General features: G+C 43.8%; 19 protein-coding genes. 9 read left to right on the top strand and 10 right to left on the bottom strand.

Features of this window, described 5'->3' with window-relative positions; all coding sequences use genetic code 11:
* Positions 1-195 precede the first annotated feature (195 nt).
* The 3 genes from AN390_RS16705 to AN390_RS16695 all read left to right on the top strand — a co-directional run bounded on the left by AN390_RS16705 (position 196) and on the right by AN390_RS16695 (position 5,809).
* Entirely contained in the window at positions 196-2,724 is a 2,529-nt protein-coding gene (locus AN390_RS16705) for a TonB-dependent siderophore receptor (RefSeq protein WP_055255436.1), read from the top strand.
* 206 nt (positions 2,725-2,930) lie between these two features.
* A complete protein-coding gene (locus AN390_RS16700) occupies positions 2,931-3,824 on the top strand; it encodes a DUF4097 family beta strand repeat-containing protein (RefSeq protein WP_055255435.1) in 894 nt (297 codons plus the stop codon).
* Between the two features lie 95 nt (positions 3,825-3,919).
* Positions 3,920-5,809 carry a monovalent cation:proton antiporter-2 (CPA2) family protein gene (locus AN390_RS16695; protein WP_055255434.1) on the top strand — a complete coding sequence of 630 codons (1,890 nt, stop codon included), beginning with the start codon at positions 3,920-3,922 and terminating at the stop codon, positions 5,807-5,809.
* 41 nt (positions 5,810-5,850) lie between these two features.
* On the opposite strand, the gene AN390_RS16690 is transcribed toward AN390_RS16695, so the two are convergent.
* The 9 genes from AN390_RS16690 to AN390_RS16650 all read right to left on the bottom strand — a co-directional run bounded on the left by AN390_RS16690 (position 5,851) and on the right by AN390_RS16650 (position 18,754).
* Positions 5,851-6,081 carry a hypothetical protein gene (locus AN390_RS16690; RefSeq protein ID WP_004586020.1) on the bottom strand — a complete coding sequence of 77 codons (231 nt, stop codon included), beginning with the start codon at positions 6,079-6,081 and terminating at the stop codon, positions 5,851-5,853.
* Complete coding sequence (locus AN390_RS16685; protein ID WP_004586021.1) at positions 6,081-6,488, bottom strand: hypothetical protein; 408 nt, start codon at positions 6,486-6,488, stop codon at positions 6,081-6,083. The genes AN390_RS16690 and AN390_RS16685 overlap by 1 nt, the downstream gene beginning before the upstream one ends.
* Positions 6,489-6,729: 241 nt before the next feature.
* Positions 6,730-7,443 (bottom strand): hypothetical protein, encoded by a 714-nt coding sequence (locus AN390_RS16680; protein WP_054983877.1) that lies wholly within the window; start codon positions 7,441-7,443, stop codon positions 6,730-6,732.
* A gap of 162 nt (positions 7,444-7,605) precedes the next feature.
* Complete coding sequence (locus tag AN390_RS16675) at positions 7,606-9,393, bottom strand: alkaline phosphatase (protein WP_024034005.1); 1,788 nt, start codon at positions 9,391-9,393, stop codon at positions 7,606-7,608.
* 11 nt (positions 9,394-9,404) lie between these two features.
* Positions 9,405-10,988, bottom strand: a complete 1,584-nt coding sequence (locus AN390_RS16670) for an alkaline phosphatase (RefSeq protein WP_055255433.1) — start codon at positions 10,986-10,988, stop codon at positions 9,405-9,407.
* Between the two features lie 211 nt (positions 10,989-11,199).
* Entirely contained in the window at positions 11,200-13,626 is a 2,427-nt protein-coding gene (locus AN390_RS16665) for a TonB-dependent receptor (RefSeq protein WP_055255432.1), read from the bottom strand.
* A gap of 336 nt (positions 13,627-13,962) precedes the next feature.
* The gene (locus tag AN390_RS16660; protein ID WP_173644042.1) at positions 13,963-15,717 is read right to left on the bottom strand and encodes a solute:sodium symporter family transporter; all 1,755 of its coding nucleotides are present in this window, start codon (positions 15,715-15,717) and stop codon (positions 13,963-13,965) included.
* A gap of 101 nt (positions 15,718-15,818) precedes the next feature.
* Positions 15,819-17,879: an alpha-xylosidase gene (locus tag AN390_RS16655; protein ID WP_055255431.1), complete on the bottom strand. Its 2,061-nt coding sequence runs from the start codon at positions 17,877-17,879 to the stop codon at positions 15,819-15,821.
* 107 nt (positions 17,880-17,986) lie between these two features.
* A complete protein-coding gene (locus tag AN390_RS16650; RefSeq protein ID WP_004586028.1) occupies positions 17,987-18,754 on the bottom strand; it encodes a sulfite exporter TauE/SafE family protein in 768 nt (255 codons plus the stop codon).
* A 170-nt stretch (positions 18,755-18,924) separates the two neighbouring features.
* Here AN390_RS16650 and AN390_RS16645 point away from each other — a divergent pair, with 170 nt between their 5' ends.
* The 6 genes from AN390_RS16645 (at position 18,925) to AN390_RS16620 (ending at position 24,260) form a co-directional block, all read left to right on the top strand.
* Positions 18,925-19,674 (top strand): GntR family transcriptional regulator, encoded by a 750-nt coding sequence (locus AN390_RS16645; protein WP_055255430.1) that lies wholly within the window; start codon positions 18,925-18,927, stop codon positions 19,672-19,674.
* A gap of 216 nt (positions 19,675-19,890) precedes the next feature.
* The gene (locus tag AN390_RS16640; RefSeq protein ID WP_055255429.1) at positions 19,891-20,853 is read left to right on the top strand and encodes an aldo/keto reductase; all 963 of its coding nucleotides are present in this window, start codon (positions 19,891-19,893) and stop codon (positions 20,851-20,853) included.
* 9 nt (positions 20,854-20,862) lie between these two features.
* Positions 20,863-21,858 carry a TauD/TfdA family dioxygenase gene (locus tag AN390_RS16635; RefSeq protein WP_055255428.1) on the top strand — a complete coding sequence of 332 codons (996 nt, stop codon included), beginning with the start codon at positions 20,863-20,865 and terminating at the stop codon, positions 21,856-21,858.
* Entirely contained in the window at positions 21,858-22,862 is a 1,005-nt protein-coding gene (locus tag AN390_RS16630; protein WP_055255427.1) for a YeiH family protein, read from the top strand. Before AN390_RS16635 ends, AN390_RS16630 begins: the two co-directional genes overlap by 1 nt.
* 83 nt (positions 22,863-22,945) lie before the next feature.
* Positions 22,946-23,191 (top strand): DUF3297 family protein, encoded by a 246-nt coding sequence (locus AN390_RS16625; RefSeq protein ID WP_024034014.1) that lies wholly within the window; start codon positions 22,946-22,948, stop codon positions 23,189-23,191.
* Between the two features lie 166 nt (positions 23,192-23,357).
* A complete protein-coding gene (locus AN390_RS16620; protein ID WP_055255426.1) occupies positions 23,358-24,260 on the top strand; it encodes a homocysteine S-methyltransferase family protein in 903 nt (300 codons plus the stop codon).
* A 22-nt stretch (positions 24,261-24,282) separates the two neighbouring features.
* Here the strand turns inward: AN390_RS16620 and AN390_RS16615 are convergent, their stop codons facing one another.
* On the bottom strand, positions 24,283-25,119 hold the full coding sequence (locus tag AN390_RS16615; RefSeq protein ID WP_055255425.1) for an alpha/beta hydrolase: 837 nt from the start codon (positions 25,117-25,119) through the stop codon (positions 24,283-24,285).
* Between the last annotated feature and the right edge of the window lie 68 nt (positions 25,120-25,187).

Raw genomic sequence — 25,187 nt, 5'->3', positions numbered from 1 at the left:
TGAATTCGCAACCATTCGACACAAGATTGCAACTCGAGCGATCTAAACGTCTATAGCGGGCGTAAACTGTCATTTTAGTTGTTAACAACTTAGAATAACTTAGACAGTTTTTATCTTTGCACACAGGTAGTGCCTTCTATATTATGCGCTCCTTTGAAAAATCAATAGTCAGCAGCCCTTAAGGGAATCAACATCATGTTAAAGCAATTATCAGCCAAAAAAGTAGCACTTAGCCTGGCCGTTACCTCTGCGCTTGGCGCGTCTTATTCTCCTGCATTTGCTGCAGAACAAGACACTCAAGCACAAGAAAGTATTGAAGTGATTTCGGTTACCGGTACCCGCAGAAGCCTGCGCAGTATTGCCGAAAGTACCGTACCTGTAGATATTATTACCAGTGGTGATATGCAAAGCACGGGTCAGCTAGAAATTAGCCAAATACTGGCCAACCAAGTACCTAGCTTTAACTACCCAAGCGCCACCATGGGTGATGGTACAGACCACGCTAAACCTGCTGTATTACGTGGTTTAGCACCCGATCACACCCTAGTGCTTATTAATGGCAAACGCCGCCACGCTGGCGCGCTATTAAACTTAGCGGGTGTTGTTGGCCGTGGTTCTACCGCTGTTGACTTAAACATGATCCCAACTTCAGCCATTAAACGCGTAGAAGTACTACGTGATGGCGCAGCAGCGCAGTATGGCTCAGACGCCATTGCCGGTGTAATTAATATTGTACTTAAAGATGCCTCAGAAGGCGGCAGCGTAAGCGTAACCTACGGCGAGTACGACACCCAAATGGCTGGCGTACCTCAGCTAGAGAGCACCTACGCAGATGCCGATGGCAACCTTGCCTTTAATACCGGCGCCGACCGCGAAGTAAACGACGGCGCAAGTCGTACAATCAGCGCAAACTCTGGTTTTGAGCTTTTAGATAACGGCTTTGTAAACGTATCAATTGAGTATCGCGATAACGACTCTACGCAACGCTCAGGCTTTGACCCACGCGAGCAATACGACCGCCTAGAAGATGGCAGCCTAGACCCACGCGAATTTACCATCGACCGTTACAACCACCGCTTTGGTAAAGCCGACCTTGAAGACTACGCACTGTTTTATAACATGGGTTACGACTTTGATAACGGCTATAACCTTTACTCATTTGGTAGTTACTCAAAACGCGAAGGTAATTCAGGTGGTTTTTACCGCCGTGCAAAAGACAGCCGCAACGTGTTAGAAGTTTACCCAGACGGCTTTTTACCGCAAATTGAAACCGACGTACAAGATTACTCATTTGCACTAGGTTTAAAAGGCGAAACAGGCGAGTGGACGTGGGATGTAAGTACCAACTACGGCCGTAACGACTTTGGCTTTGGCGTTGTAAATAGCATTAATACATCGCTAGGTGCCGACAGCCCAACCGAATTTGACAACGGCGCACTTGTTTACGATCAGTTTTTAGTTAACGCTACGGCAAATACAGTTCTAGATTTTGGCTTGCCAGATGACGTATTTTTTACTGTAGGTACAGAGTACCGCCACGAAAGTTACAAAATAGAGCAAGGCGAAGAAGCCTCTTACATTACCGCTCTTGATAGCGACGGTAACCCAATTGCAGCCGGTGGCGCACAAGTATTAGCTGGTTTTGGACCAGAAAGCGTAACCGACGAAAGCCGCCACAACGTAGCCGTGTTTGTTGAGTTTGATACTTACCTAACAGAAAACTGGAACCTTGTTTTAGCAGGTCGCTACGAAGATTACAGCGACTTTGGCGATACGTTTACCTCTAAACTTGCCTCGCGTTACAGCATTAACGAAAAATTATCTCTGCGTGGTGCAATTAGCACAGGTTTCCGTGCGCCATCACTTGCTCAAAGCTCGTACCGCCAAATCTCTACCGTGCTTGAGAACAACGAACCGTTTGAAGTGGGTTTATTCCCAACCGATTCAGCAGCAGCGCAAGCACTAGGTGCACAGCCGCTTGATGCAGAAGAATCTGTAAACGTAACAGCGGGCTTTATGTACACGCAAGGCAGCTTTAGCCTAACAGTAGATGCCTACCGCATTGATATTGATGACCGTATTGTTTTGTCTGAAAACCTAGAAGGCGATGCCGTAGTAGAAATACTGCAAAATGCTGGTGAGTTAAATACAGAAAGCGTACGTTACTTTACTAACGCTATCGACTCGCGCACGCAAGGTGTTGATATTGTTGCTACTTACAACTTAGATTTAAGCGATTTAGGTGACTTACGCTTAAACGTAGCGGCTAACTTTAACGATACCGAAGTAACGCACGTAAACGACAACCCAAGCGAGCTAAACTCACTAGGTGACGACTACGTGGTATTTGCACGCCGTGAAGTAGGCCGCTTTGAAGAAGGCACGCCAGATAGCAAATGGAACCTATCAGCAGTGTGGAACTTTAACGAATGGCAAACCACCCTTCGTGCAACGCGCTACGGTGAAGTAGCTGATATTTCAACTACCGCCGATCGCGATGAGTACATAGATCCTAAATGGATAACCGACCTAGAAGTTGCCTACCGCCCAGACGAATACTGGAAGTTTGCAGTAGGTGCAAACAACTTGTTCGATCAGTACCCACAAGCAACGGTAGATAACATTGGTTACTCTGACTTTGGCCAAATATTCCCGTACACGCCATATGCACCGTACGGATTAGACGGGCGCTTCCTATACGGTAATATTACTTACAGCTTTTAATAAATAACCTAAAAGCCAACACTTAAAAAGGATGCCATGTGCATCCTTTTTTAATTACTTCTTAGTGTATTTAACCACTTATTAGTAAATCCACTTTTCATAAACATATGCCACCCTAATAAAATCAATAACTTAAAGTTGGTCTCGCTTTTGCTCTACTATGCTTATACAAAACAAGCATAAATAACAAACACAAAGGACTAAACATGAGTTCATCAACTGTATCTAACATTACAAAACCACTTTCACTTATTGGCGGCATTTTATTATTAAGCGGCTGTGTGTTTCATATATCGCCAAGCGTTGCCTCAGTAAAACAAACTCAGCAGTTATCACTGCCAAGTAATAACCTAGAATACTTAAACGTATTAAGCGGTGCAGGCTCTCTTGAAATAAAAGGCTCGTCCAATGCCACCAGCATAAGTGTAGATGCCACAATTTTTACCGCCGACATTGAAGACGAATACACACTTACCCTTGAGCAAAATGGCAAACAAGCTACCTTAGTTGCTAACAATAATACTGCCAGCGGTATGCGTTTTTACAGCGGCCAATCGCCACACATTGATTTAGTGGTTACCGTGCCAAGTAATTTAATGCTCGATATTGATGATGGCTCTGGCGACATTGCAATAAGCGCCATGCAAAATAATATAGATATAGAAGACGGCTCAGGTAGCTTATCTATCAACAGCGCTAAAAACCTCACCATTGAAGATGGCTCAGGCGATATAACCCTTGAAAACATCACTGGTAACTTAGCGCTTACCGATGGCTCTGGCAGCGTAAATATTAATAATGTTAGCGGCAACGCCGAAGTTGATGATGGCTCGGGCGATATGCGTATTAGTAATGTGCGCGGCACCTTAACTGTTGAAGACGGCTCAGGCAGCATTGCCATTAATAATATTAATGGTGCGGTTGATGTAGACGATAACTCTGGCGATTTAGTCATTGAGCACGTGCAAGCAAGCGTAACCATTGAAGATGGCTCGGGCAATATTCGTGTAAACCACGCTATGGGGCTTACCATTACCGAATCGGGCTCAGGCGATGTAAGCATTGATAACATTAACGGCCCTGTAAAAGTAGCCGATTAATTATGACTAAATGATCCATTTTCAGCCACTTGACCCATTGTATTTTTAAAGCCACTAAGCCATGCTAAAAGCCTTGATACTATTAGGATATACGCGTGTTAGAAATAGCTTTAATTTACTTAGCGGCGGCCATAGTGGCTGTACCTATTGCCAAGCGAGTGGGACTTGGCTCGGTACTTGGTTATTTAATTGCGGGCATACTAATTGGCCCTTACGCCCTGGGTATTGTGGGCGATCAAACAGATGTAATGCACTTTGCCGAGTTTGGCGTAGTAATGATGCTGTTTTTGGTTGGCCTTGAGCTACAACCAGCCCGTTTATGGAAGCTTCGCCATTCAATATTAGGGCTTGGCGGCTTACAGGTCGTACTTACCGCCGCGGCTATTTTTGCGTTTTGTTATTGGGTTTTTACCATGCACTGGCAAACCGCTTTGGCTATTGGCTTAATGCTGGCGCTGTCATCAACCGCTATTGTACTGCAAAGCCTTGAAGAAAAAGGCTGGCTAAAGCAAGAAGCCGGGCAAAATGCATTCTCGGTTTTATTATTTCAAGACATCGCCATTATTCCTATTTTAGCGCTCCTACCACTACTGGCTTTTGCGCCGCAAAGTAGCTCAAAAGACATTAGCGACTCCATTATTGCAAGCTGGCCGGTATGGCAACAAGTTGGCGTATCGGTAGCGGTTATCGCCGCTATTATTGCCGGCGGTAAATATGTGTCGGCCCCGTTATTTAGATACATAGCTCAAACCCACATGCGTGAAATATTTACTATTTTTGCGCTATTTTTAGTGGTGGCTATTGCCCTTGTAATGCAAAGTATTGGCTTATCACCGGCACTCGGTACATTTTTAGCCGGTGTAGTCCTTGCCGAAAGCGAGTTTAGACACGAGCTAGAAGCCGATATAGAACCCTTTAAAGGCCTACTGTTAGGGCTGTTTTTTATCACTGTTGGCGCATCAATCAACTTTGAATTATTAGCGGATGAATTTACAACCGTTATTGCACTCGTTGCGCTGCTTATTGTAGTAAAAGCCTGTATTTTATTTGTCCTTGCTATCACCTTTAATATTAGTAAAAAGCAGCGTTTGCTGTTTGCACTAGCGCTGGCACAAGGCGGCGAATTTGCTTTTGTACTTTTAAGTGTAACCACTACATTAAGCATATTAACGCCAGAGCAAACAAGCCTAGTGACGTTAGTGGTGGCTGTTTCAATGTTGGTTGCGCCACTGCTATTAATGGCTTACGAGCAGCTACAAAAACGCACCAGTAACAGTGCGCCCGAGTTTGATAAGCCCGAGCAAATTAGCAGTGCTAAACACGTTATAATTGCAGGCTACGGGCGCTTTGGGCAAATTATGGGGCGCTTATTACACGCCCAAGGCTACGACATTACTGTACTTGATCACAGCCCAAGCCAAATAGAACTCCTACGCCGCTTTGGCAATACCGTATTTTATGGTGATGCTGCCCGCCAAGAGCTGCTAGAAGCCGCAGGCGCGCACACAGCGCAAATGCTAATTGTGGCAATAGACGATGCAGACAAAACCCTCGAAATTATTAAGCTTGCGCATAAAAACTACCCGCAGCTTAAAATTGTTGCCCGCGCTATCGACCGCCGCCACGCGTATCAATTACTTAATTTAAAAGTAGATGCCTTTAACCGCGAAACGGTCGACTCAGCCATTAACCTAGCGGTAGATGCATTAGAGCTATTAGGTAACAATAAAGAAGATGCCCAGCGCGCCGGAAAACTATTTAGAGACCACGACCGCGCTGCTGTATTGCAACTTGCCGAACTGTGGGGCGACGACGCCAGCTACGGTGTAGCCGTGCGCCAACGTATGGAAGATTTAAAACAAGTACTGCAACAAGACAAGCAGGCACAAAGTGATTTAAATACCTGCGACAGCGGCGACTGTGAAGACGGCCTAACAGAGCTAGCTGATAGACCCAAAAAGCCTGATGATTCTCATATTGAGTAGTGTCAGGCGATAGTGTTTGTATTTTATTTATAAGATTACGTTTACTTAAATGTCTTTTTGAACATTTTTTCAATTTCTTCTTTTGCATGTTTTTCAGCGAGCTCTTTGCCTTCATCAATTGCAACGTCAACCAATGCATCGTAATCATTTAGCTCACCACATTCTTTGCACTCAAGCATATCGCCAGAACTGAACTCTATTTCAGAATCATTCTGAAGCTCGCTGTCACAAAACAAACATTTCAAAGAGATCGTAAATTTTTTATTATTCATTACTTATCTCCGAAGATTTTCAGTGCGAATGTAGCGAGTGTTAATAAGAAACCGAAGACAATAAATAATCCTTTGTGCTCTTCAATATAATCAGAAGTTTTTTTCAGAAAAGAACGAGATTTTTTTAATTCCTCAGACCTTTGTTTTGACCTCGCAGCTCCAATGCCTTTTGGTGTTATATATAAGTGAGTATATTTATCCCCACCCTCACCTCTACGTTTGAGCCATTCATGAGCAAAACACTTATCTGCCGCCTTTTGTAATTCTTCTAAAGTGTGGGAGCTTTTATTTATAGTATTTACTTCCTCAACAAGTTCCTCATTAATAGTGACTACTACACTCTTATATGTAAGCCCCTTAGATTCCATATAATCAAGGATGTTGTTTAAGATTTTGAATTCTGGCATAAACTTCCCTTAGCAATTAAATGTCCCTATTGTGTGAACTTCTATTAGTATCAAATAGTATAAATTATTACCAACTATAAATCTTATGCGGCAGGCGGTGTGCGTTTTATAAAAATGGGAAACTGTTTGCAGTATTACTTGGGCGGGAATGGCTAAAATTAATCTACTTTTAAATACCTACTTGTAGCTCATAACTGTCATTCTTTCAGCTATGAGCTACTACATTTAAAAACGCTAAAACCTAGTGGTGGTGCCCACCTTGAATCGCTTTACCTTGCTGATTATAAAACCCCGTTGCGCCGTGTTCTATAAAGCCTAGGTTGATCATTTTTGCTAAAAACGGGTCGTTTTCGTTATCGCCTATGTCGGCGTAGTCGGTGGTTTGAAAGCGATCCCACTTGGCAAACTGTGCGGTTATTTCTGCTTTATTGCTGCTTACATCATTTAGGTTAAGCTCAGTGTGAGTGTGGCTTTTTTTATTGGTTACGCTAAAGCTTTTAACTAAGTTCGATTTGGTAAATAAAGCGAGTTTAAATTGATTGTCGCCCTCAGAAAGTGTGTAGTTTTTTACTTCATCGCAGCCGTTGCCTTGGGTGTTAACTAGGGTCATTTTTTCGATTAAATGCGTATCCACCAGCTGATTTTTAGCGCTCCAACTTTGTACACCGCGTACCTCAGATGGCTGATACTCAATACCGCGTTGCTGAGCATTAAAATAACGAATTGGGCGAATTTGCTTGTTAGCTAAGTGCTGCCAAAGCTCGGTAATAACCTCACGTTGGTGCGCAACTTGTGAGTTGTTTCGCCAAAGCGTAAGTGACTGCGTGCTTTGCTCGTTTTTATGAGTATTGGTAATTTTATAGTCGGCTTTTAAATGCGCGCTATCAATATTACATTGCTGCGCTAGGGTGCTGGTACTGGCAAGTGTTGCCATTAAAAATAATGCTAGTTTCATTAAATTATCTCTTATTTAAACGTCACTGTAATAGGCATTACCATACCCATTTACAGTGGCATTTTTATGACATAAAAAAACAACTCGCACAGCGTACGAGTTGTTTTTAAATACCTCATTTTTAATACGTACTTTATGTGCTGAGCGTACGTATTAAATTACTTATGGCGTTACTTTTTCATCAGCGGTAGTTACTAAGTCTGCTGCAAAGTCCATTACATGGAATAAAAAGCTTTGCTCGTTAGTGCCTGTAACTAAGTGAGCGCCTGGGCCCATTGCGTATACGCCAACATCTTCACCTGCGTGAGTTTCTGAGCCAAGTGGTACAAGTGCCTCTTGGTGAAAGCCCGCTGAAGTTGTATCAACATCGGTTAAATCTACACGCCCTGTAACAGGTGCAAATGCATAACCTGCATCGGCATCGGTTTCATCGCCTAAATCTCTAAAGCCGCCACCGTTGGTGTAGCCAACTGTGGTGTATGGCATATCGTCGGCAGCTAGGCTTGGCTCGGTTTCGCCTACGGCAACAACTTTACCTAATATTGGGTTACCACGTTTAGGGTAGCCTGCAATAGTAAATACGTGGCTGTGATCGGCAGTTACTACTATTAGCGTTTCTTCTGGGTTAGTGTTTTCCATTGCCACTTGCACAGCTTTTGCAAATTCTACTGTGTCGTTTAGGGCATTATAGGCATTACCCGCATGGTGCGCGTGGTCAATACGACCTGCTTCTACCGATAAGAAAAAGCCATTGTCGTTGTTATCTAGTACGTTAATTGCTTTTTCGGTCATTTCGCTAAGCGAAGGCTCGCCCGCTACATCGTTTGCGCGGTCGGCTTCGTATTGCATGTGTGATTCGTTAAATAAACCAAATACTTTAGTGGCATCGTCGCTAATTGCATCAAAACCAGTTTGGTCCATAACGTAAGTGCCGCTTGGGTAAGTTGTTTGCCACTCAGTTACTAGGTTGCGGCCATCAGTACGGTCGCCTTCTACTGCGCTTACTGCATCGGCTGAATTTGCTGCTTCATCTTTTGGTAAAAAGTGACGACGTCCGCCACCCATTACAACATCAATGCCATCAACATCAATACCCGCATAACGCGACTCTAAGTTGGCTTCAAAGTTAACAAGTTGCGATGCAATATCTTCACAGGCTTCAGTGCCCTCTGGCATATCTGAGTTATCTTCCCAGTTACGGTCAGCCGATTTAGCATACGTTGCTGCAGGTGTTGCATGGGTAATACGTGCTGTTGAAATAAGGCCGGTTGCTTTACCTGCTATTTCAGCAAGCTCTAACGAGGTAACTAGTTCGTTGCCTGTTACCGTGGCACAGTCGCCGCGTTCAATGTCTTCATCTACGCCAATTACGCCCACATCGGTTTTAACACCTGATACCATTGCCGTCATTGTGCCTGCAGAATCCGGCGTTTGTGCATCTACGTTGTAAGTTTTAACAAAACCTGAGTACGGCATTTTTTCAAAGCTTAATTGGTAGTCTTCACCTAAACCGCCTTCAAGCTGGCCTGCTAAAATACGTGCAGCTGTTACGGTAGAAATACCCATGCCGTCGCCAACAAATAATATAACGTTTTTCGCTTTGCCAGACTCAGTAACCACTTCGCTATTAGCTTGCTGTGTTGCCGCAAGCTTTGTTTGTGCATCGCCATACCATGCGTTAGTCGTTAGGGTGGCAAGTTGCTCGCTGGTAAGTGACGTAGCAGGTGCATTACACACTAAGTTAGAAGAGGTAACTTCGTCACTATCTAGCACACCGTTGCCGTTTGTATCTACGCCAGTTTGGGTTTCTACGCCGCCATTAACACATTGCTCAGAGCCTACTGCAATGGTGTTATCTACCGCGAGAATATTATTTTCGTCTTTGTCGTCGTCACTACAACCTGCTAGCGCGACCATTACTGCTAAAGAAAGTACTGTTAATTTGTTCATGTTAGCCGCCATTATTGCTGAGTTAGTTCAAGAGCTTGATTAATTAAATGAAATACTACGTTTTGCTCAATTACGCCTTGAGCTAGCTGTGCGCCTGGGCCTTTTGCATGCAGCGAAATATCTTCACCGGCATGGGTTTCTGAGCCAAGAGGGACAGTGGTTTCTTGGTGAAAGCCAACATTGGTAGTATCAACGCCAGTAAGCTCTACACGCCCAGCAACTGGGCCAGTTGTATATGCTGCATCGGCATCTGTTTCATCAACTAAGTTTCTAAACCCTAAACCATTTGCATAGCCTACTGTGGTGTAAGGCATATCGTCGGCAGCAAGGCTTGGTGTGGTTTCACCTACCGCAACTACTTGGCCTAAAATTGGGTTACCGCGTTTAGGGTAGCCAGCAATAGTAAATACGTGGCTGTGATCGGCGGTTACTAAAATAAGGGTTTCTTCTGGGTTGGTATTATCTACCGCAGCTTGCACAGCTTTAGCAAATTCAATGGTGTCGTTAAGTGCGTTGTAGGCATTACCCGCGTGGTGTGCGTGGTCAATACGGCCCGACTCAACGGTTAAGAAAAAGCCGTTTTCGTTTTTACCTAATACATCAATTGCTTTGCTGGTCATTTCGCTCAGCGATGGCTCACCGGCAATATCGTTTGCGCGGTCTGCTTCGTATTGCATGTGCGATTCGTTAAATAAGCCAAACACTTTAGTGGCATCGTCAGCAATGGCATCAAAGCCTGCTTGGTCCATAACATAAGTACCTTGTGGGTATTGTGTTTGCCACTCAGTAACTAAGTTACGCTCATCAGTACGATCGCCCTCTACAGCGCTAAGTGCATCTGCTGAGTTAGCTGCTTCATCTTTTGGTAAAAAGTGACGACGTCCGCCACCCATTACGAAATCAAGGCCGTCTACGTCGGTACCTACAAAACGTGCTTCTAGGTTTTTTTCAAAATTAACTAATTGCGATGCAATGTCTTCACATGCAGTTTCGGTTTCTGGCATGTCTGAGATATCTTCCCAGTTACGGTCTGCCGATTTTGCATAGGTTGCCGCTGGCGTTGCATGGGTAATACGCGCTGTTGAAATAACACCGGTTGCTAGGCCTTTAATTTCAGCAAGTTCTGTTGCTGTTAAAAGCTCATTACCCGATACAGTTGAACACACACCGCGCTCTATGTCTTCGTCTACACCAATAACGCCTACATCGGTTTTAACCCCTGAGATCATCGCGGTCATTGTGCCTGCAGAATCTGGTGTTTGTGCATCTACGTTGTATGTTTTTACTTGTGCTGAGTACGGGAACTCTTCAAAGCTTAAATAACCTTCTTCACCTAAATCGCCCGCTCTTTGTCCTTTTAAGATACGTGCTGCGGTAAGGGTAGATACACCCATGCCGTCGCCTACAAACAAAATAACGTTTTTAGCTTTTGTTGTTTGCTGGCTTTGTGCAAGCGCAGTTTTTGTGGCGAGTGTAGTTTGGGCATTTGTATACCAGTCATTATCTGTTTGGCTTTGTGGTAATACATCGGCATGACTTGCAGCACTTAACATAAACGTTAAGCCAACTGCCGCAGCAACTTTTTTAATTTTCATCCTTTATTATTCCCATTGTGTAGTGGTTATTTTTTGCTTGAAGCGTAAACCTCAAATAAGTAACCGCTGCACTATAGAAAATAGATGTGACCTCTAAGAGTACTTTTAATTAAAAAACAATGACTAAACCATGACAAAATTAAGACACAAAAAAGCGCAGCGGGTTAAACGCTGCGCTTAGCACAATTTTCACAAGGATATATTTATAAAATTAAAAACGTGCCTTAAACGATACACCAAAGTAGCGCTCTGCATCACGCGGAATTTGGTAACGGAAGTTGTCGCCACTGTAGGTGGTTACGTAGCTTTCATCGGTTAAGTTTTTAGCAATAAGCGATACTCTAAATGCATCATCTTTAAACGATAAACCCACACTTGCGTTTAAAATACCGTAATCTGGCAGTAACGCTGCTGGGTTAAACTCGCCTACATTGTTTGGTAGGTCTGAGTATTGCTCGTCGGTGTAAATGTAAGAGCCGTTTATATGAATATTAAAGTCGTGCTCGGTTTCAATAAAGTAATCAGCACTTAGTGAGTATTTTAAATCTGGCGAAAACGGGACATCTAAGCCAGAGCGGTCAGTACATGAGCCTGCTTCTACTTCTGCCGGACAATTAAACTCGTCAATTTCGGCCTGAATGTACGCAATACCACCGGTTAAAGTAAGTGAGTCGGTAGCCGCCCACATAAAGTCAACCTCAGCACCTTGTGTACTTACATCACCAGCATTGGTTAAACGGGTAATACAGGTGCCGTCTGAACAGTCAAAGTTATTGGCTTGAAAGCCTTCAATTTCGGTTCTAAACACGGCAAAGTTAAATACAAAGTCGCGGCTTGCGTATTTGTAGCCTAACTCGTACGCGTCTGACTCTTCTGGCGATATTTCGCGGCTATCGTTATCTGGATTAAAGTTGTAGTACACGTTAAAACCAGGGCCTTTATAGCCTTGCGAGTAAGTACCGTAAACCATTTGGCCATCACCTAGATCGTATTGCATACCTAAACGACCCGACACGTTGGTTTCTTCTGCACTGCCTGATTCGTCAGTATTTAGTGCTGCTGAGCGTACACCTACACCGGTGCGACCAAATTCGTCATTGCTTACACGGCGGTGTGTGTACGACACTTCATCGTCGGTATAACGAATACCAAACAGTACACGTAAGTCTTCAGATAAATCGTAAGTACCATCGGCAAAGGCTGCCCAGTTGTTAAACTCGGTGCTCATGTACGCGGTTGCCGATACAATATCGTTAGCATTACAGCTTACACCTAAGCTTTGTGTGTAGGCGTCTAAGTCGGCCAATGCGGCATCAAGCTCTGCACCGGTTAAGTTATTTTGTGCGTAATACGCCATTGCAGCGTCTAGTTGGCCACCGTTATTTTGACAACTTGCGTCACGGGTAAAGTTACGTTGCGAGTCCATGTTCCAGTAAAATAAGCCAGCCACATAGTTAAACGGACCCGCTAGGTTTGAAGTAACTCTAAATTCTTGCGAAAACTGATCCCACTGCTGAGCACCTAAATCGTGTAATTGAAAGGGCGCGCCAAATACCGGTTCGTTACTGTCGCCAGCTATTGAGGTAAAGTCGCCTTCGCGGTATTCGGTGTTATCCCACGAGCGCTGCGCAGTAATAGAGGTGTATGTGTAGTCGCCAATGGTTTTATCAACCTGTACCGAAAACGCGCTGTGTTCGTCAATAGTGCGCGACTCATAGTCGTGATCAACTTTGCGCTGGTCTAGGTCAATATCGGCCACACCATCAACAATACCGTTGCTGTTAGGGGCTGCGTCTGAATCTGGGTTACGGCCACTTGGCAGGGCTTCTAAATCGGCACAACAGTCGTCGTCGGCGTTATAAAATTCGGCAATAAATTTTACGTTTAAATCATCGCTTGGCTCGTATTTAAATACAGCACGTGCGCCTTCACGGTCGTAGCCGTTTACTTTTTCGTTGTTGTAAACGTTATCAATGTAGCCATCAAACTTACCTTTAAACACGGTTAAGCTTGCTGCTAAGTCGTCGGTTAAGCCGCCGCTTACCACGCCTTTAAAGCGGTATTCGTTGTCTTGATAAAACGAGGTTTCTACGCTGCCGGTGGTGTCGTACGAAGGATCTTTGGTTGTAATGTTTACCACACCCGCCGAGGCATTTTTACCAAATAAGGTACCCTGTGGGCCGCGCAGTACTTCAATGCGAGATACATCGTATAAATCGGCAAAGGCTTGGCCAGAGCGACCTAGCACCACGCCATCAACCACGGTTGCCACACTTGGCTCAGCAGCAATACTAAACGAAATAGTACCAATACCTCGCACTGTTAGCGCTGAGTTACGGGTTGTGGTGCCTTTTCTAAAACTGACCGAAGGCACAAGTGACTGCAGGCCTTCCATGTTATTAGCAAACGCCGAATCAATCTGGTCGCTATTAAGCACAGACACCGCAAGCGGTACTTCGTTTAGGCTTTGTGTTCGTTTTTGTGAGGTAACAACAATTTTTTCAAACTGGTCGTTATTGTTTTGCTCTGCTTGTTGTTCAGTTTGCTCTTGCTGCGCATGTGCTTGCGTGCTTAGTGCTAAACCCGTTGTCATTGCTAACGTGACTGCCAAGCTTAAGACGGACTTTTTAGCTCTCATGTCATTCTCCAAATTGTGCGTGTGTGCTGTTAAATTACCGCGCTAGCAAGTGTGTGGGTTGCTAAAAAGCGGTGCCAGAGTGTTGTAGTTATTTTCCTTATACCTCTTATGTCTTATATAAGAGATATAAACTTAAACAAACTTATGTTCTATTGCAAACATTATGTGAATAAAATGTGATTTAAAATTTGTATAAAGAATATAACGCCGCGTTATATACCAACTGGCTGGAAAAACGTGTTGATAGCTAGGCAAAAAATTCGCTATTTAGTTATTCTAAATGAGAATTTTTTAACGCAGGTAGCGACACGTTTAGCCCCGCAAAATGATTAAGTATTATTGCGAATTGGTATTATGTACCTTAGCAACGCCAATATGCGCCAAGCTACTTGTATAGCGTGTATGCCATCGGCGTACGCTCCACCAGCTAAGCACAAAGGCGCTAGTCCAAACAGCAATTAAGCTTGGTACAAAGTACACGCTGGTGCCACCCACCAATCCAAGCGGAGAAAACAGTATGTACAAGCTTATAATTAAGCTCACTAATACAATCGCGCAAGGCAGTGCGTATTTCCACGGGCTTAGGTTTACCTCGGCTTTGCGGGTAAAGTTCCATGGTGTGGCAAGAGGTTTGTAGTAGCCAATACCTAACATAATGGCCAGCTCAATAAAGAATAATATGGCGTAAATATGGATAAAGTTAATATCTACATCCCACACAAATTTAAGCAAAGTGTAGGCAATAACATGAAAAACAATAGCCACTTTAGCGCCCAGTGCAGGCACTTTGCGAGTAAATAACCCCACGAGCACAATTGTGATGACCGGAATGTTGTAAAATCCGGTAAATACACGAATGATGTGCCATAAACCTTCTGGCGCAAACATCAGTAATGGCGCGGTAATAAACGATAAAACAGCAATTACAATACTGGTAATTTTGGCCACTTTAATCAGCTTTTCGTCGCTTACTTTGTCTTTTTTCATGGGTTTGTATACATCTAAACAAAACAACGTGGCGGCACTATTTAACAGTGAATTAAACGAGCTAAATACCGCACCTAGTAGCACCGCTAAAAAGAACCCAGATAAGTACTGAGGCAGTACATCTTTAACTAAATGTGGGTAAGCTAAATCTATGGTTTGTAAGCTTTCGTGCTTATAAAGGTGATACGCAATTACGCCTGGGATCATCATCATAAAGGGTACTAGCACTTTAAAGTACCCTGAAAACAACACGCCCTTTTGGCCTTCTACTAAGTTTTTAGCGCCTAGTGTACGCTGGATCACGTACTGATTGGTACCCCAATAAAATAAATTAGCGAGGATCATACCGGTAAAAATGGTGCCAAATGGCACGGGATCGTCACTGCTACCAATGGCGTTAAGCTTTTCGGTATCGGTGTTTACCAGTGTGCTTAGGCCATCGGCAAAGTTGCCATCGCCAAGGGCAATAAGGCCAAGGGTAGGCACTAAAATACCAATAATTAATAACCCAACACCGTTAATGGTATCTGATACTGCAACCGCCTTTAAACCGCCGAATACCGCGTAAATAGCGCCTACGGAGCCCACAATAATAATGGTGACAATTAAGCTTGCTTGATAGCTTAAGTTTAATAAGGTGGGCACATCAAACAGCCTAAGAACGGCGATTGATCCTGAGTACAAAACAGAAGGGATCGTTATAAAACAATACCCTACCATAAATAAGATCACCGTCATGCGGCGTACGGTATCGTCAAAACGATCTCGTAAAAATTCAGGCAGGGTAGAAAACGCGCCGGCTAAATACCGTGGTAAAAAGATCAGCGCCATTATAATGGTTGATATCCCAGCTGTTACTTCCCACGCCATTGAGCTTAGGTTGTAACCATACGCTGAGCCATTTAGGCCAATAAGTTGCTCGGCCGATAAGTTAGTGAGGATCATCGACCCCGCTATAAATGTACCCGTTAAACCACGCCCCGCTAAAAAGTAGCCGTCTTGGGTGTTAACTTCCCCTTTGGTTTTTTGGTACGAAATATATCCTACCAGCGCCATAAACGCCAAGCACGATAGCAGTGTCATGGTAATGTTCATACCTTCCATCTTGCGCCCCTTTTAGCTTACTTTACTCGGTAAAAAGTAAGCTAATATCTTTATTATTGTGTGTGTTACGTGTGTTGTGTGTGTTTGCTATTAACCGAGTTTTATTTTGGCCATGCTGTAAGCTGGCTCATGTCTTGCTCTGTGTGTTGAACCTCTGGGCCTAGCATGAGCGTATCGCCTTTACGAACAAATACGGCCATTTGTGTAAGCTCAAGTGTTTCTTCGTAATACTTGCCGCCTTGGTACGCCTGCCCATCAGGGAATCGCACCCATTCCCCTTGCGGTAAGTAAAACTTAACTTTACCGTTTGGTACAACACATGGCACCACAAGGAGTTTTTCGCCGCACATAAATTGCTGGTCAAAACTATGTGCCAGCACGTCATCAGGAAACGCCAATGCCATAGCACGCTGAACAGGCAGCCCAGTTTGCTGCGCTTGCTCTGCACATTCTTGTAAGTACGGAATTAACTGATAGCGTAATTTAAGCGCTGCAAATACCGCGTCACTTGCTTGCTCGGTGTATGACCACGGTTCGCGTGGGCCAATGCCATGTAAACGCATGTGTGCACTAAATACCGACGCTTGCGCCCAGCGAACATAAAGCTCTGCATCGCGCGTATCTTTATAAAAACCACCAATGTCGGTTGCAAAAAATGGCCCGCCCGACATGCCCCACGCTAAGCTGCCGCGAATACTCGCCGCTAAACCTTGCCAATCGGCCTGTGGGTCGCCGCCCCATTGTGCTGGGAAGCGTTGGCTACCAGTCCATGCAGATCGGCTAAACAAAAATGGCCCTGTTTTACAGTATTTTTCGGCGGCTTCATAAACGCAGCGGTTGTACAGCATGCTATAAACATTATGCAGTCTAATACCGCTGTCGCCACTGTGCGATACCATGTTTTCGTCTTCTAACTGTTCGCCAAAGTCTGCTTTTATCATATCTACGCCAAGCTCAAACAATGGCTTGTGCGACTCCAGCCAGTATTCGTAAGCATCGGGATGAGTAAAATCTAAAATACCCGACTCTGGTAATGGCGTAAGTACTTCGCCAAAGGGGCTTAAATCCCACTCGTATTGATACGCTTTACCTGTGCGTTTGTCTTTTATTAGCCAACCGTTTTCGGCCGCTTTAGCAAATAATGGGTTGTTCACCGAGATCATTGGGTATTCCCACACGCAAATTTTAAAATCCATGGCTTTTAATTCATCAAGCACAGGTTTTGGGTCGGCGTAACGTGTTGGGTCCCATTCAAAGGCAAAGCGGGTGTCGGTGTCTTGCCATGCGCGGCCATCAAGGGTAATTACATCGCACGGCATGTTTTTAGCGCGTACTTCGCGGGCGACACTTAATAGCTCGTCGGCATCTTTGTAGTACGCTTTTGATAAAATAACCCCAAAACTCCACTGCGGTGGCACCGGTGCAAAACCAGTTAGCTCGCAGTAGCGATTAATACTTTGTGCAGGCGTTTGCTCTTGGTATAAAAATACATCTAGCGCGTCATCTTCTACTAAACACACGTAAGCACGTTGCGACCAAAGCGCGTAACCTACGCCATGTGTAACGGGCGCTGGCGTGTGTACAAATAAATTCCAGCCCTCTGGGCTCCATGCATACGGTGTGTTTTTATAAGACTTTTCGGCGTTGACGCCTAGCGCATCGTGGTTGTATGAGCGAATAAGCTGGCCGCGTTTATCAAGCTTGCCCCATTTTTCGCCAAGGCCGTAAACGGCTTCGTCGTAATTAAGCTCTAGGCTTAAAATCCAGCCGTTATCAGTTTTCGCCAGTGGCGGTAAACGATGCTGGCGCACAAAGTGGCCATCGGTTGCTGATTGCTGTACTAATTTATCGTTTTTATAAAGCTTAAAGTAAAAAGGGTCACTGTAAAATTCTAAGCGGTACTCACCGGCGGTGGCTGCAAAGCCTTGGTCTAATTTATTAAGTGATAGCGGTAAGTTTGAAGGGGTGGTGGTTAATATTTTAAACGTCTCGTCATGCGTGGAGCCTGCATTTAAACGTAAACCAAACTGGCTTATGGTAACGCTGACCTCGCCAAATTGAGTTGGTAAAACTAGCACATGGCCTTGTAATTTAGGCTCTGCAGTTAAGCGTGCTGGCTCTATTGCGTTCCAGTCTGGCTCACGTAATTCAAATGCATTCATGGGAGTTCCTTAACCAATTATTAGTCTTGTATAAGACACAAGTTAAATAATTGTAATCCCCATGTCAATGTAAATAACCCTAAGATGAATTATTTACATCGTTACTTTTAAAATATGCCCGGTGCCGATGTTGCCACCAGCGAAACGCCGCTTAGGCCAAGCAATGCAATTGCTATTATACGAATCCATTTTGCATCAACGTAAGGCGTTAATTTACGAGCAAATTGCGTTACTAATAATACCAGCGGTATGGCCGCTGCAATTAAAAACATAATGTCGAGTTCGGGTAAGGTGCCAAATAAGGCAATACCAACACGGACTAGGCCACCAATGGTAAATACCGCAAGTAAGGTGCTACGAATGGCCTCAATAGACCAAGCTTGTTTATAGCACTGAAACACCAGCGGCGGCCCCGACGTTGAAAACAGCCCACCCAGCAAGCCACTTACGCCGCCGGCAATTAAAAACGAGCCACGCCCGCTTTGCTTATTTGCTCTATCACGGCCAATTAGCATTAAGCCACAACATAGCAAAATACTAATGCCTAAAATAAAGTTTAAGAACTGCGTTAAATGCGCCGACATATATTCAAGCAATATAAAACCTAACAGCATTAGCGGAATACCGGTATACAACATAAGTTTAAGCTCGGGCACTTTTACTGTACTGCGATTTTTAACCACCACAGTGGTTGAGTTAACTAAACCCAATAAACTCACTAAAAAGGTGGTGGCAGTGAGCGGTAAAACATCTAGCAACGTAAAGCTTGCAACCACCAGCAACCCAAAGCCAAACCCGCTAAGCGTTTGCATTATGGTGGCAAGGCTTAGGCACAACGCCATAAGCAAGATGAGTTCTAACGAAATACTGAGCACTTTAAATATCCTACGTGTGCGCTATTGTAGTGTAACGATTTGTTTTTAGGCATAATGTAAAAACAAACTGTATTTCAATAGTTCACAATTAATTGAGCTTGCGCAAAACTGCGCAAAAAGTTTCACCTATGATATAAATACAGGTGGATTAAATTTAATGGTAAATAACAATGAGTAACTCTATGTTTGATCACAAATTAAGTGGCCCAAGCTTGGCTTTTCAACCACTTTACTTACAAGTGGCTGATTATATTAAACAGCTCATTGTTGAAAGACGCTGGGTACCTGGCGAAGTATTACCGAGCGAGTTTCGCCTTGCTGAAGAGTTTAACGTAAGCCAAGGCACTGTGCGTAAAGCGCTTAATTTATTAACCGACGATAAAATAGTTACTCGCCGCCAAGGTGTTGGTACGTTTGTATCTGAGCATACCGCGCAAGATGCCCTGTTTAGGTTTTTTCCGCTACAGGCTGACGGTAAAGGCGCCGACCTACCTAAAGCCGAGCTATTGTCGGTTGAGCTTTGCCCTGCACCACAAGATGTTATTGATGCGCTGCAACTTAATAAAAAAGACAAAGTTACTAAGCTTGTACGCAGACGCATTCTCGATAACGAATTTTGTATGAGCGAAACTATATATCTACCACAAAGCTTCTTTCCTGATATACATCAAAGTAGTGATATTCCGCACACATTGTATCATTACTACCAAACCAAATTTAACCAAACCGTGCATAAAACCCAAGACAGCATTAAAGCCGTTTTAGCAGATGAAACCGACGCTAAAATGCTCGCTATTAAAGCCGGTAACCCTTTATTGTTGGTATCGCGCATTACCGAATCAATCGAAGGTAAACGCATTGAATACCGTTTAAGCAAATGCCGTAGCGATCATTACCACTACCAAATAGAACTTGATTAATTAACCGCGCTTTAGCCGCGAGTAAGTTATATTAGCGCATACTTATTAAATATTTTTTAAAGGCAGCAAACGCTGCCTTTTTGCTGCCTGTAGGTTTTTTAACACCTTTCATTTATTGCCTTGCGGTTAACACAGTGTTGACACTGTTAGATTCGTATAATAACTTATGTCTTATACAAGACCAAAGTCATTATGCAATTTTAACAGGAATTCCCAATGAGTTCATTAAATAACATCCCGCCAGTCGGGTTCGGTTTATGGAAAGTAGCACAAGAAGATTGCGCGCAAACGGTGTACCAAGCTATTAAAGCAGGTTACCGCCATCTTGACTGCGCATCAGACTACGGTAACGAAGAACAAGTAGGCGATGGCATTGCTCAAGCAATAAAAGACGGCCTATGTACCCGCGAAGAGTTATGGGTAACATCAAAACTATGGAATACCTTTCATGCGCCTGAGCATGTAGAGCTTGCCATTGATAAAACCTTGAGCGATTTAAAGCTCGACTACCTCGACTTATACTTAATTCACTTTCCGATTGCGCAAACGTTTGTACCAATCGAAACGCGCTACCCACCAGAGTGGTTTGTAGACCCAGATGCACAAAACCCACAAATGGAGCTGGCAAAAGTGCCGCTGCATTTAACGTGGCAAGCAATGGAAGAGCAAGTACATAACAACAAAGCAAAACGCATTGGGGTGTGTAACTACTCAAGCGCGCTTATTCACGATTTAATGACCTACGCCACAATTAAACCCGCCATGCTGCAAATTGAGTCGCACCCTTATTTAACCCAAGAGCGACTAGTAAGGCTTGCCAAACAGTACGATATTCCGGTTACGGCGTTTTCACCACTGGGTGCGCTTTCGTACCTTGAGCTTGAAATGGCCGATCAAACTGAGTCAGTACTTGAGCAAACCGTAGTAAAAGCTGCGGCGCAAAATCATGGCAAAACCCCAGCACAGGTTGTGTTGCGCTGGGGTGTGCAACGCGGCACCGCCATTATTCCTAAAACCTCTAAATTTGAACGCATGAAAGAAAACCTCGCGCTGTTCGACTTTGAATTAACAGAGCAAGAAATGGCGCAAATTTCTGCGCTTAATAGCAACCGCCGTTTTAACGACCCTGGGCACTTTTGTGAAGCTGCCTTTAACCGTTTTCACCCTATTTACGATTAGGATAATAAAATGTCAGCTACCGAACTTAACTATGCCCAAGTGCCTACTCAATTAACGTTTGATGACTCGGTTTTTCCGTGCATTGTAGTTAATAACAATAACGCCAGCACCGTTGAAGAAGCGGTAGCTTTTATTCGCGCTAACAAAAGCGAGTTGGCTAAAAAACTACGCAGCTCAGGCGCTGTATTGTTTAGAGGCTTTCCTGTTGATAGCGCCGAAACCTTTGATACGTTTTCAGCGGGGTTTGATTACGACAACTTTACGTACCAAGAGTCGCTATCTAACGCGGTACGTATTAATTTTACCGAGCGTGTATTTACCGCTAACGAAGCCCCCAAAGATGTAGAAATTTACCTTCATCACGAAATGGCACAAACACCTATTTCGCCAAGTAAGCTGTTCTTTTTTTGTAAATCTGCAGCTGAGGAAGGCGGCGCGACACCGCTTTGTCGCTCAGATAAATTATTTAGCGCTTTAAAGCAATTTGATAGCCAATTAGCCGATGACTTTGAACAAAAAGGCTTAAAGTACACCACTTACATGCCCGCAGCCGACGATGCTACATCGGGTCAAGGTCGCAGCTGGAAAAGCACCCTAAGTGTTGAAACCAAAGAAGAAGCACACAGCAAACTTACCGAGCTAGGTTACAAGTGGGAGTGGCTAGAAGATGGCTCTTTAAAAGCAATTACTCCGGTTTTACCTGCGGTAGTTACCCTTGAAAACGGCGTACAGGTTTTTTATAACCAACTTATCGCCGCTTACATGGGCTGGAAAGGCGTTCGCGAAAACCCATCGGTTGCTATTACCTTTGGCGATGGCAGCGCCATTCCTAAACAAGGGCTTGAAAAAATTGTTGAGCTATCAAAAGAATTTACCTTTGATTTAGCGTGGCAAGATGGCGATGTAGCCTTAGTGGATAACGAAATGGCTATGCATGGCCGCCGCCCATTTACTGGCGAGCGTAAACGCCAAGTGCTTGTTGCACTGACAGCAGCTAACGCCTAATGCAAAGCTTAACCGGTGCACTAAAGGTAAAAGTTTCCCCGTTATGGCAAGGGGCCAGCATTGCTGCAATGACTGGCCTTGCTGCCTTATTTTTAAGTGAACACTATGGCGCACCCGCTATGTTGTTTGCTTTATTATTGGGGATGGCGGTGTCGTTTTTATATCAAAGCGACAGCCCGTGCGCTAAAGGCATAGACTTTACCGGTACCACGGTTTTACGTGTAGGCATTGTTTTACTTGGCACCCGTATAGCACTGGGCGATTTAATTACACTGGGCTGGCAAACAGCGCTAATGTTAGCTGGCGCTATATTTACCACCATTATTTTAGGGGTTGTACTTGCCCGGGTATTTGGTTTGCAAAAACGCTTTGGCGCACTAACCGGTGGCTCAGTCGCTATTTGTGGCGCATCGGCAGCACTGGCTATTTCATCTATTATGCCCAACAGCGAGCATAAAGAGCGCGATACCTTACTTACCGTAATTGGCGTAACAGCCATGTCGACCATTGCAATGATTTTATACCCTATTGTGGTTAACTACCTTGAATTTGATGCACATAACGCCGGGGTATTTTTAGGTGGCACCATACACGATGTAGCCCAAGTAGTGGGTGCCGGTTATTCGGTATCGCCCGAAACTGGCGATATAGCAACACTTACCAAACTAGTACGCGTGGCTATGCTATTGCCTGTAGTACTTATTATGATGGTGGTTATTAATAGCTCAAATAAAGGTAACCATGGCGAGCTGCCAAAAGTACCGGGGTTTTTAATTGGCTTTGTAATTTTAATGATTATAAACAGCACCTTTAACCTACCCGCTATTGTGCTTGAAACCACAAATGAGCTTTCTCGGTTCTTTTTAATTGCCGCCATAGCCGCCATTGGTATGAAAACAAACCTAGGCAAACTCACCGAGGTAGGCTTAAAACCAATAATTATGATTGTTGCCGAAACCATTTGGATAGCACTGTTAATACTTGGCTTTGTATTGTGTAGCTAAGTTGAGTAGCTAAGCATTAAACCTTGAGCGTATTGAGTGGATTGCCTACAATAGCGCATCACTTTTTAATAAAGATTAAAACCATGACCGATTCAACAAAACCAGCATTACCTGATCAGCTTTCTATTAACCCACGTAGCAAGCATTACGTAGAAGAAGTGTTTGAACACGAAATTGGCGTAAGCTTAAATGGCAAAGAACGCTTTGACGTAGAAGAGTACTGCATTAGCGAAGGTTGGATTAAAATTGCCGCGCCTAAAGCGCTAGACCGCCGCGGCCAGCCTTTACTTATGAAAGTAAAAGGTACGGTAGACGTATTTTATAAGTAAGGTTTAGACTGCTTAAATAAGCGACTCTCTTGCGAGATGTCGCTTTTTTTATGCCTGTAAAAAAGCATTGAGCTTTTTTCATGTTAAAGGTGACGAAGTTTCATTATGAATCTAAAAAAATTATGGTTGAATAGCGCCATATTGTTTAGTTGTATAGAAATCCTTTATGAATAAAGTAACTATTTTAGATGGCGGCATGGGACGCGAGCTTAAACGCATTGGCGCGCCATTTACACAGCCACTGTGGAGTGCACAAGCACTAATAGAAGCTCCACATTTTGTAACGCAGGCTCACCAAGGTTTTATAGATGCAGGCGCTGAAATAATTACCGTTAATAGTTATGCCTGTGTGCCCTTTCATTTAGGTGAAGCGCTATACCAAGCTCAAGGCTCAGCCCTTGCGCAGCAAGCAGCTGTTATTGCAAAAGACGTAGCTCAAAACGCTAAACAAAATGTATTAGTAGCAGGCTCATTACCACCCGCCTTTGGCTCTTACCGCCCAGAGCTATTTGAGAGCGAACGCGCTTTTACTATTTTAGATACGTTATATAAAGCGCAAGACGAGCACGTAGATGTATGGATTGGCGAAACCATATCGAGCATTGAAGAAGCGCACGTTATGGCAAATGTACTTAAAGGCTCAAACAAGCCATGTTATTACGCATTTACCTTAAATGATGTGGTAAGCGAGCAAGCGACACTTCGCTCTGGTGAGCTGGTAAGTGACGCTGTAGCGGCTTTGCTTGAACAAAATGTTACTGGTATTTTCTTTAACTGCTCAATACCTGAGGTTATAGAGCAAGCCTTTAGCGATACCAACGCTGTATTAGCTAAACAAAATAAAAGCGTTGTTTTAGGCGCGTTTGCTAATGGCTTTACACCTATCGCAAGCGATTACAAAGCCAACGAAGGCTCACAAGCGTATCGTGATATTTCACCTGCAGAATACCTAGATTTTGCAAAAACGTGGTACAGCCAAGGCGCAAGCATTATTGGCGGCTGCTGTGGCATAGGCCCAGAATTTATTGAAGTATTAGTAAACTGGAAACAGGAACTTGAAAGCGCTTAAGCTTTTAGTGCTTTTATAAATATTAGGGCTTATTTGCTGTTACCCAATCAAGCCCTTGTATTGCTGTAGTAGGAAATGCCGTTGCATGGCTCGCCCCTTCAACAACAACGCTTTTTAATTCAATATTTTCACTGCTAAGTGCATTAATTTTTTGCGTTAATTGCTTTGCTCCTGCCACCATATTTTGCCCTTCACCAAAGCTTGGGGTTTCCTTTGCCCCTACCGATATATAAACCTTTGTAGGCACTTTAGGCTTATGTGCTTGTAGCGCTAAAATCGCATTGTTATTAAACCAAACTGATGGGCTGCCAATTATATAATTGTTAAATAAATCGGGCATCGTAAATAAAATAGTCACGCCAAATAAACCGCCTAAAGAATTACCTATATAAGTTTTTTGAGTGCTACTTGCTCGGTAGTTACTTTGTATAAACGGCAATACAGTATTTTTTAAAAACAGCGCGTGGTTTTGCGCGTTACCGGTTTGCTTTTTCCAGCTTTTAGCCTTACTTGGGGTGTAGTCTCTAATTCTGCTATTAGACCCTCTAGAGCCTTTTTCGTAGCTAATGGCCACTATAATAGCCTGCTGCATTTTTCCGGTATTCATAGGAAACCGTGTAGCACCTGCCACTATAGGAAACGTATACGGTGCATCGGTTAAATAAATAACTGGATATATTTTTTCAGGGTGCTTTTTATATGACTTAGGGAGCTGAATAAAAACAGGATATACCCGATTGGTCATAGGCTCAGTGAGTTCAATAACACTACTTCTAGGGATTTGGTAGGGGGTATTTGCGCTTAATTTAAAACACATAAAAGCGCAAAGTAACAGCAAGTTTTTTAAAGCAGTATTCATTAGGGCGTGTTGATCCTTGATGGTTGAATTTGCAGCAGTATGTTTGGTTTTTAGGCAAGGCAGAGCCT

Source organism: Pseudoalteromonas sp. P1-11, assembly GCF_001399995.1.
Classification (GTDB): Bacteria; Pseudomonadota; Gammaproteobacteria; order Enterobacterales; family Alteromonadaceae; genus Pseudoalteromonas; species Pseudoalteromonas atlantica.
This window is presented reverse-complemented; position numbering and strand designations above follow the sequence as displayed.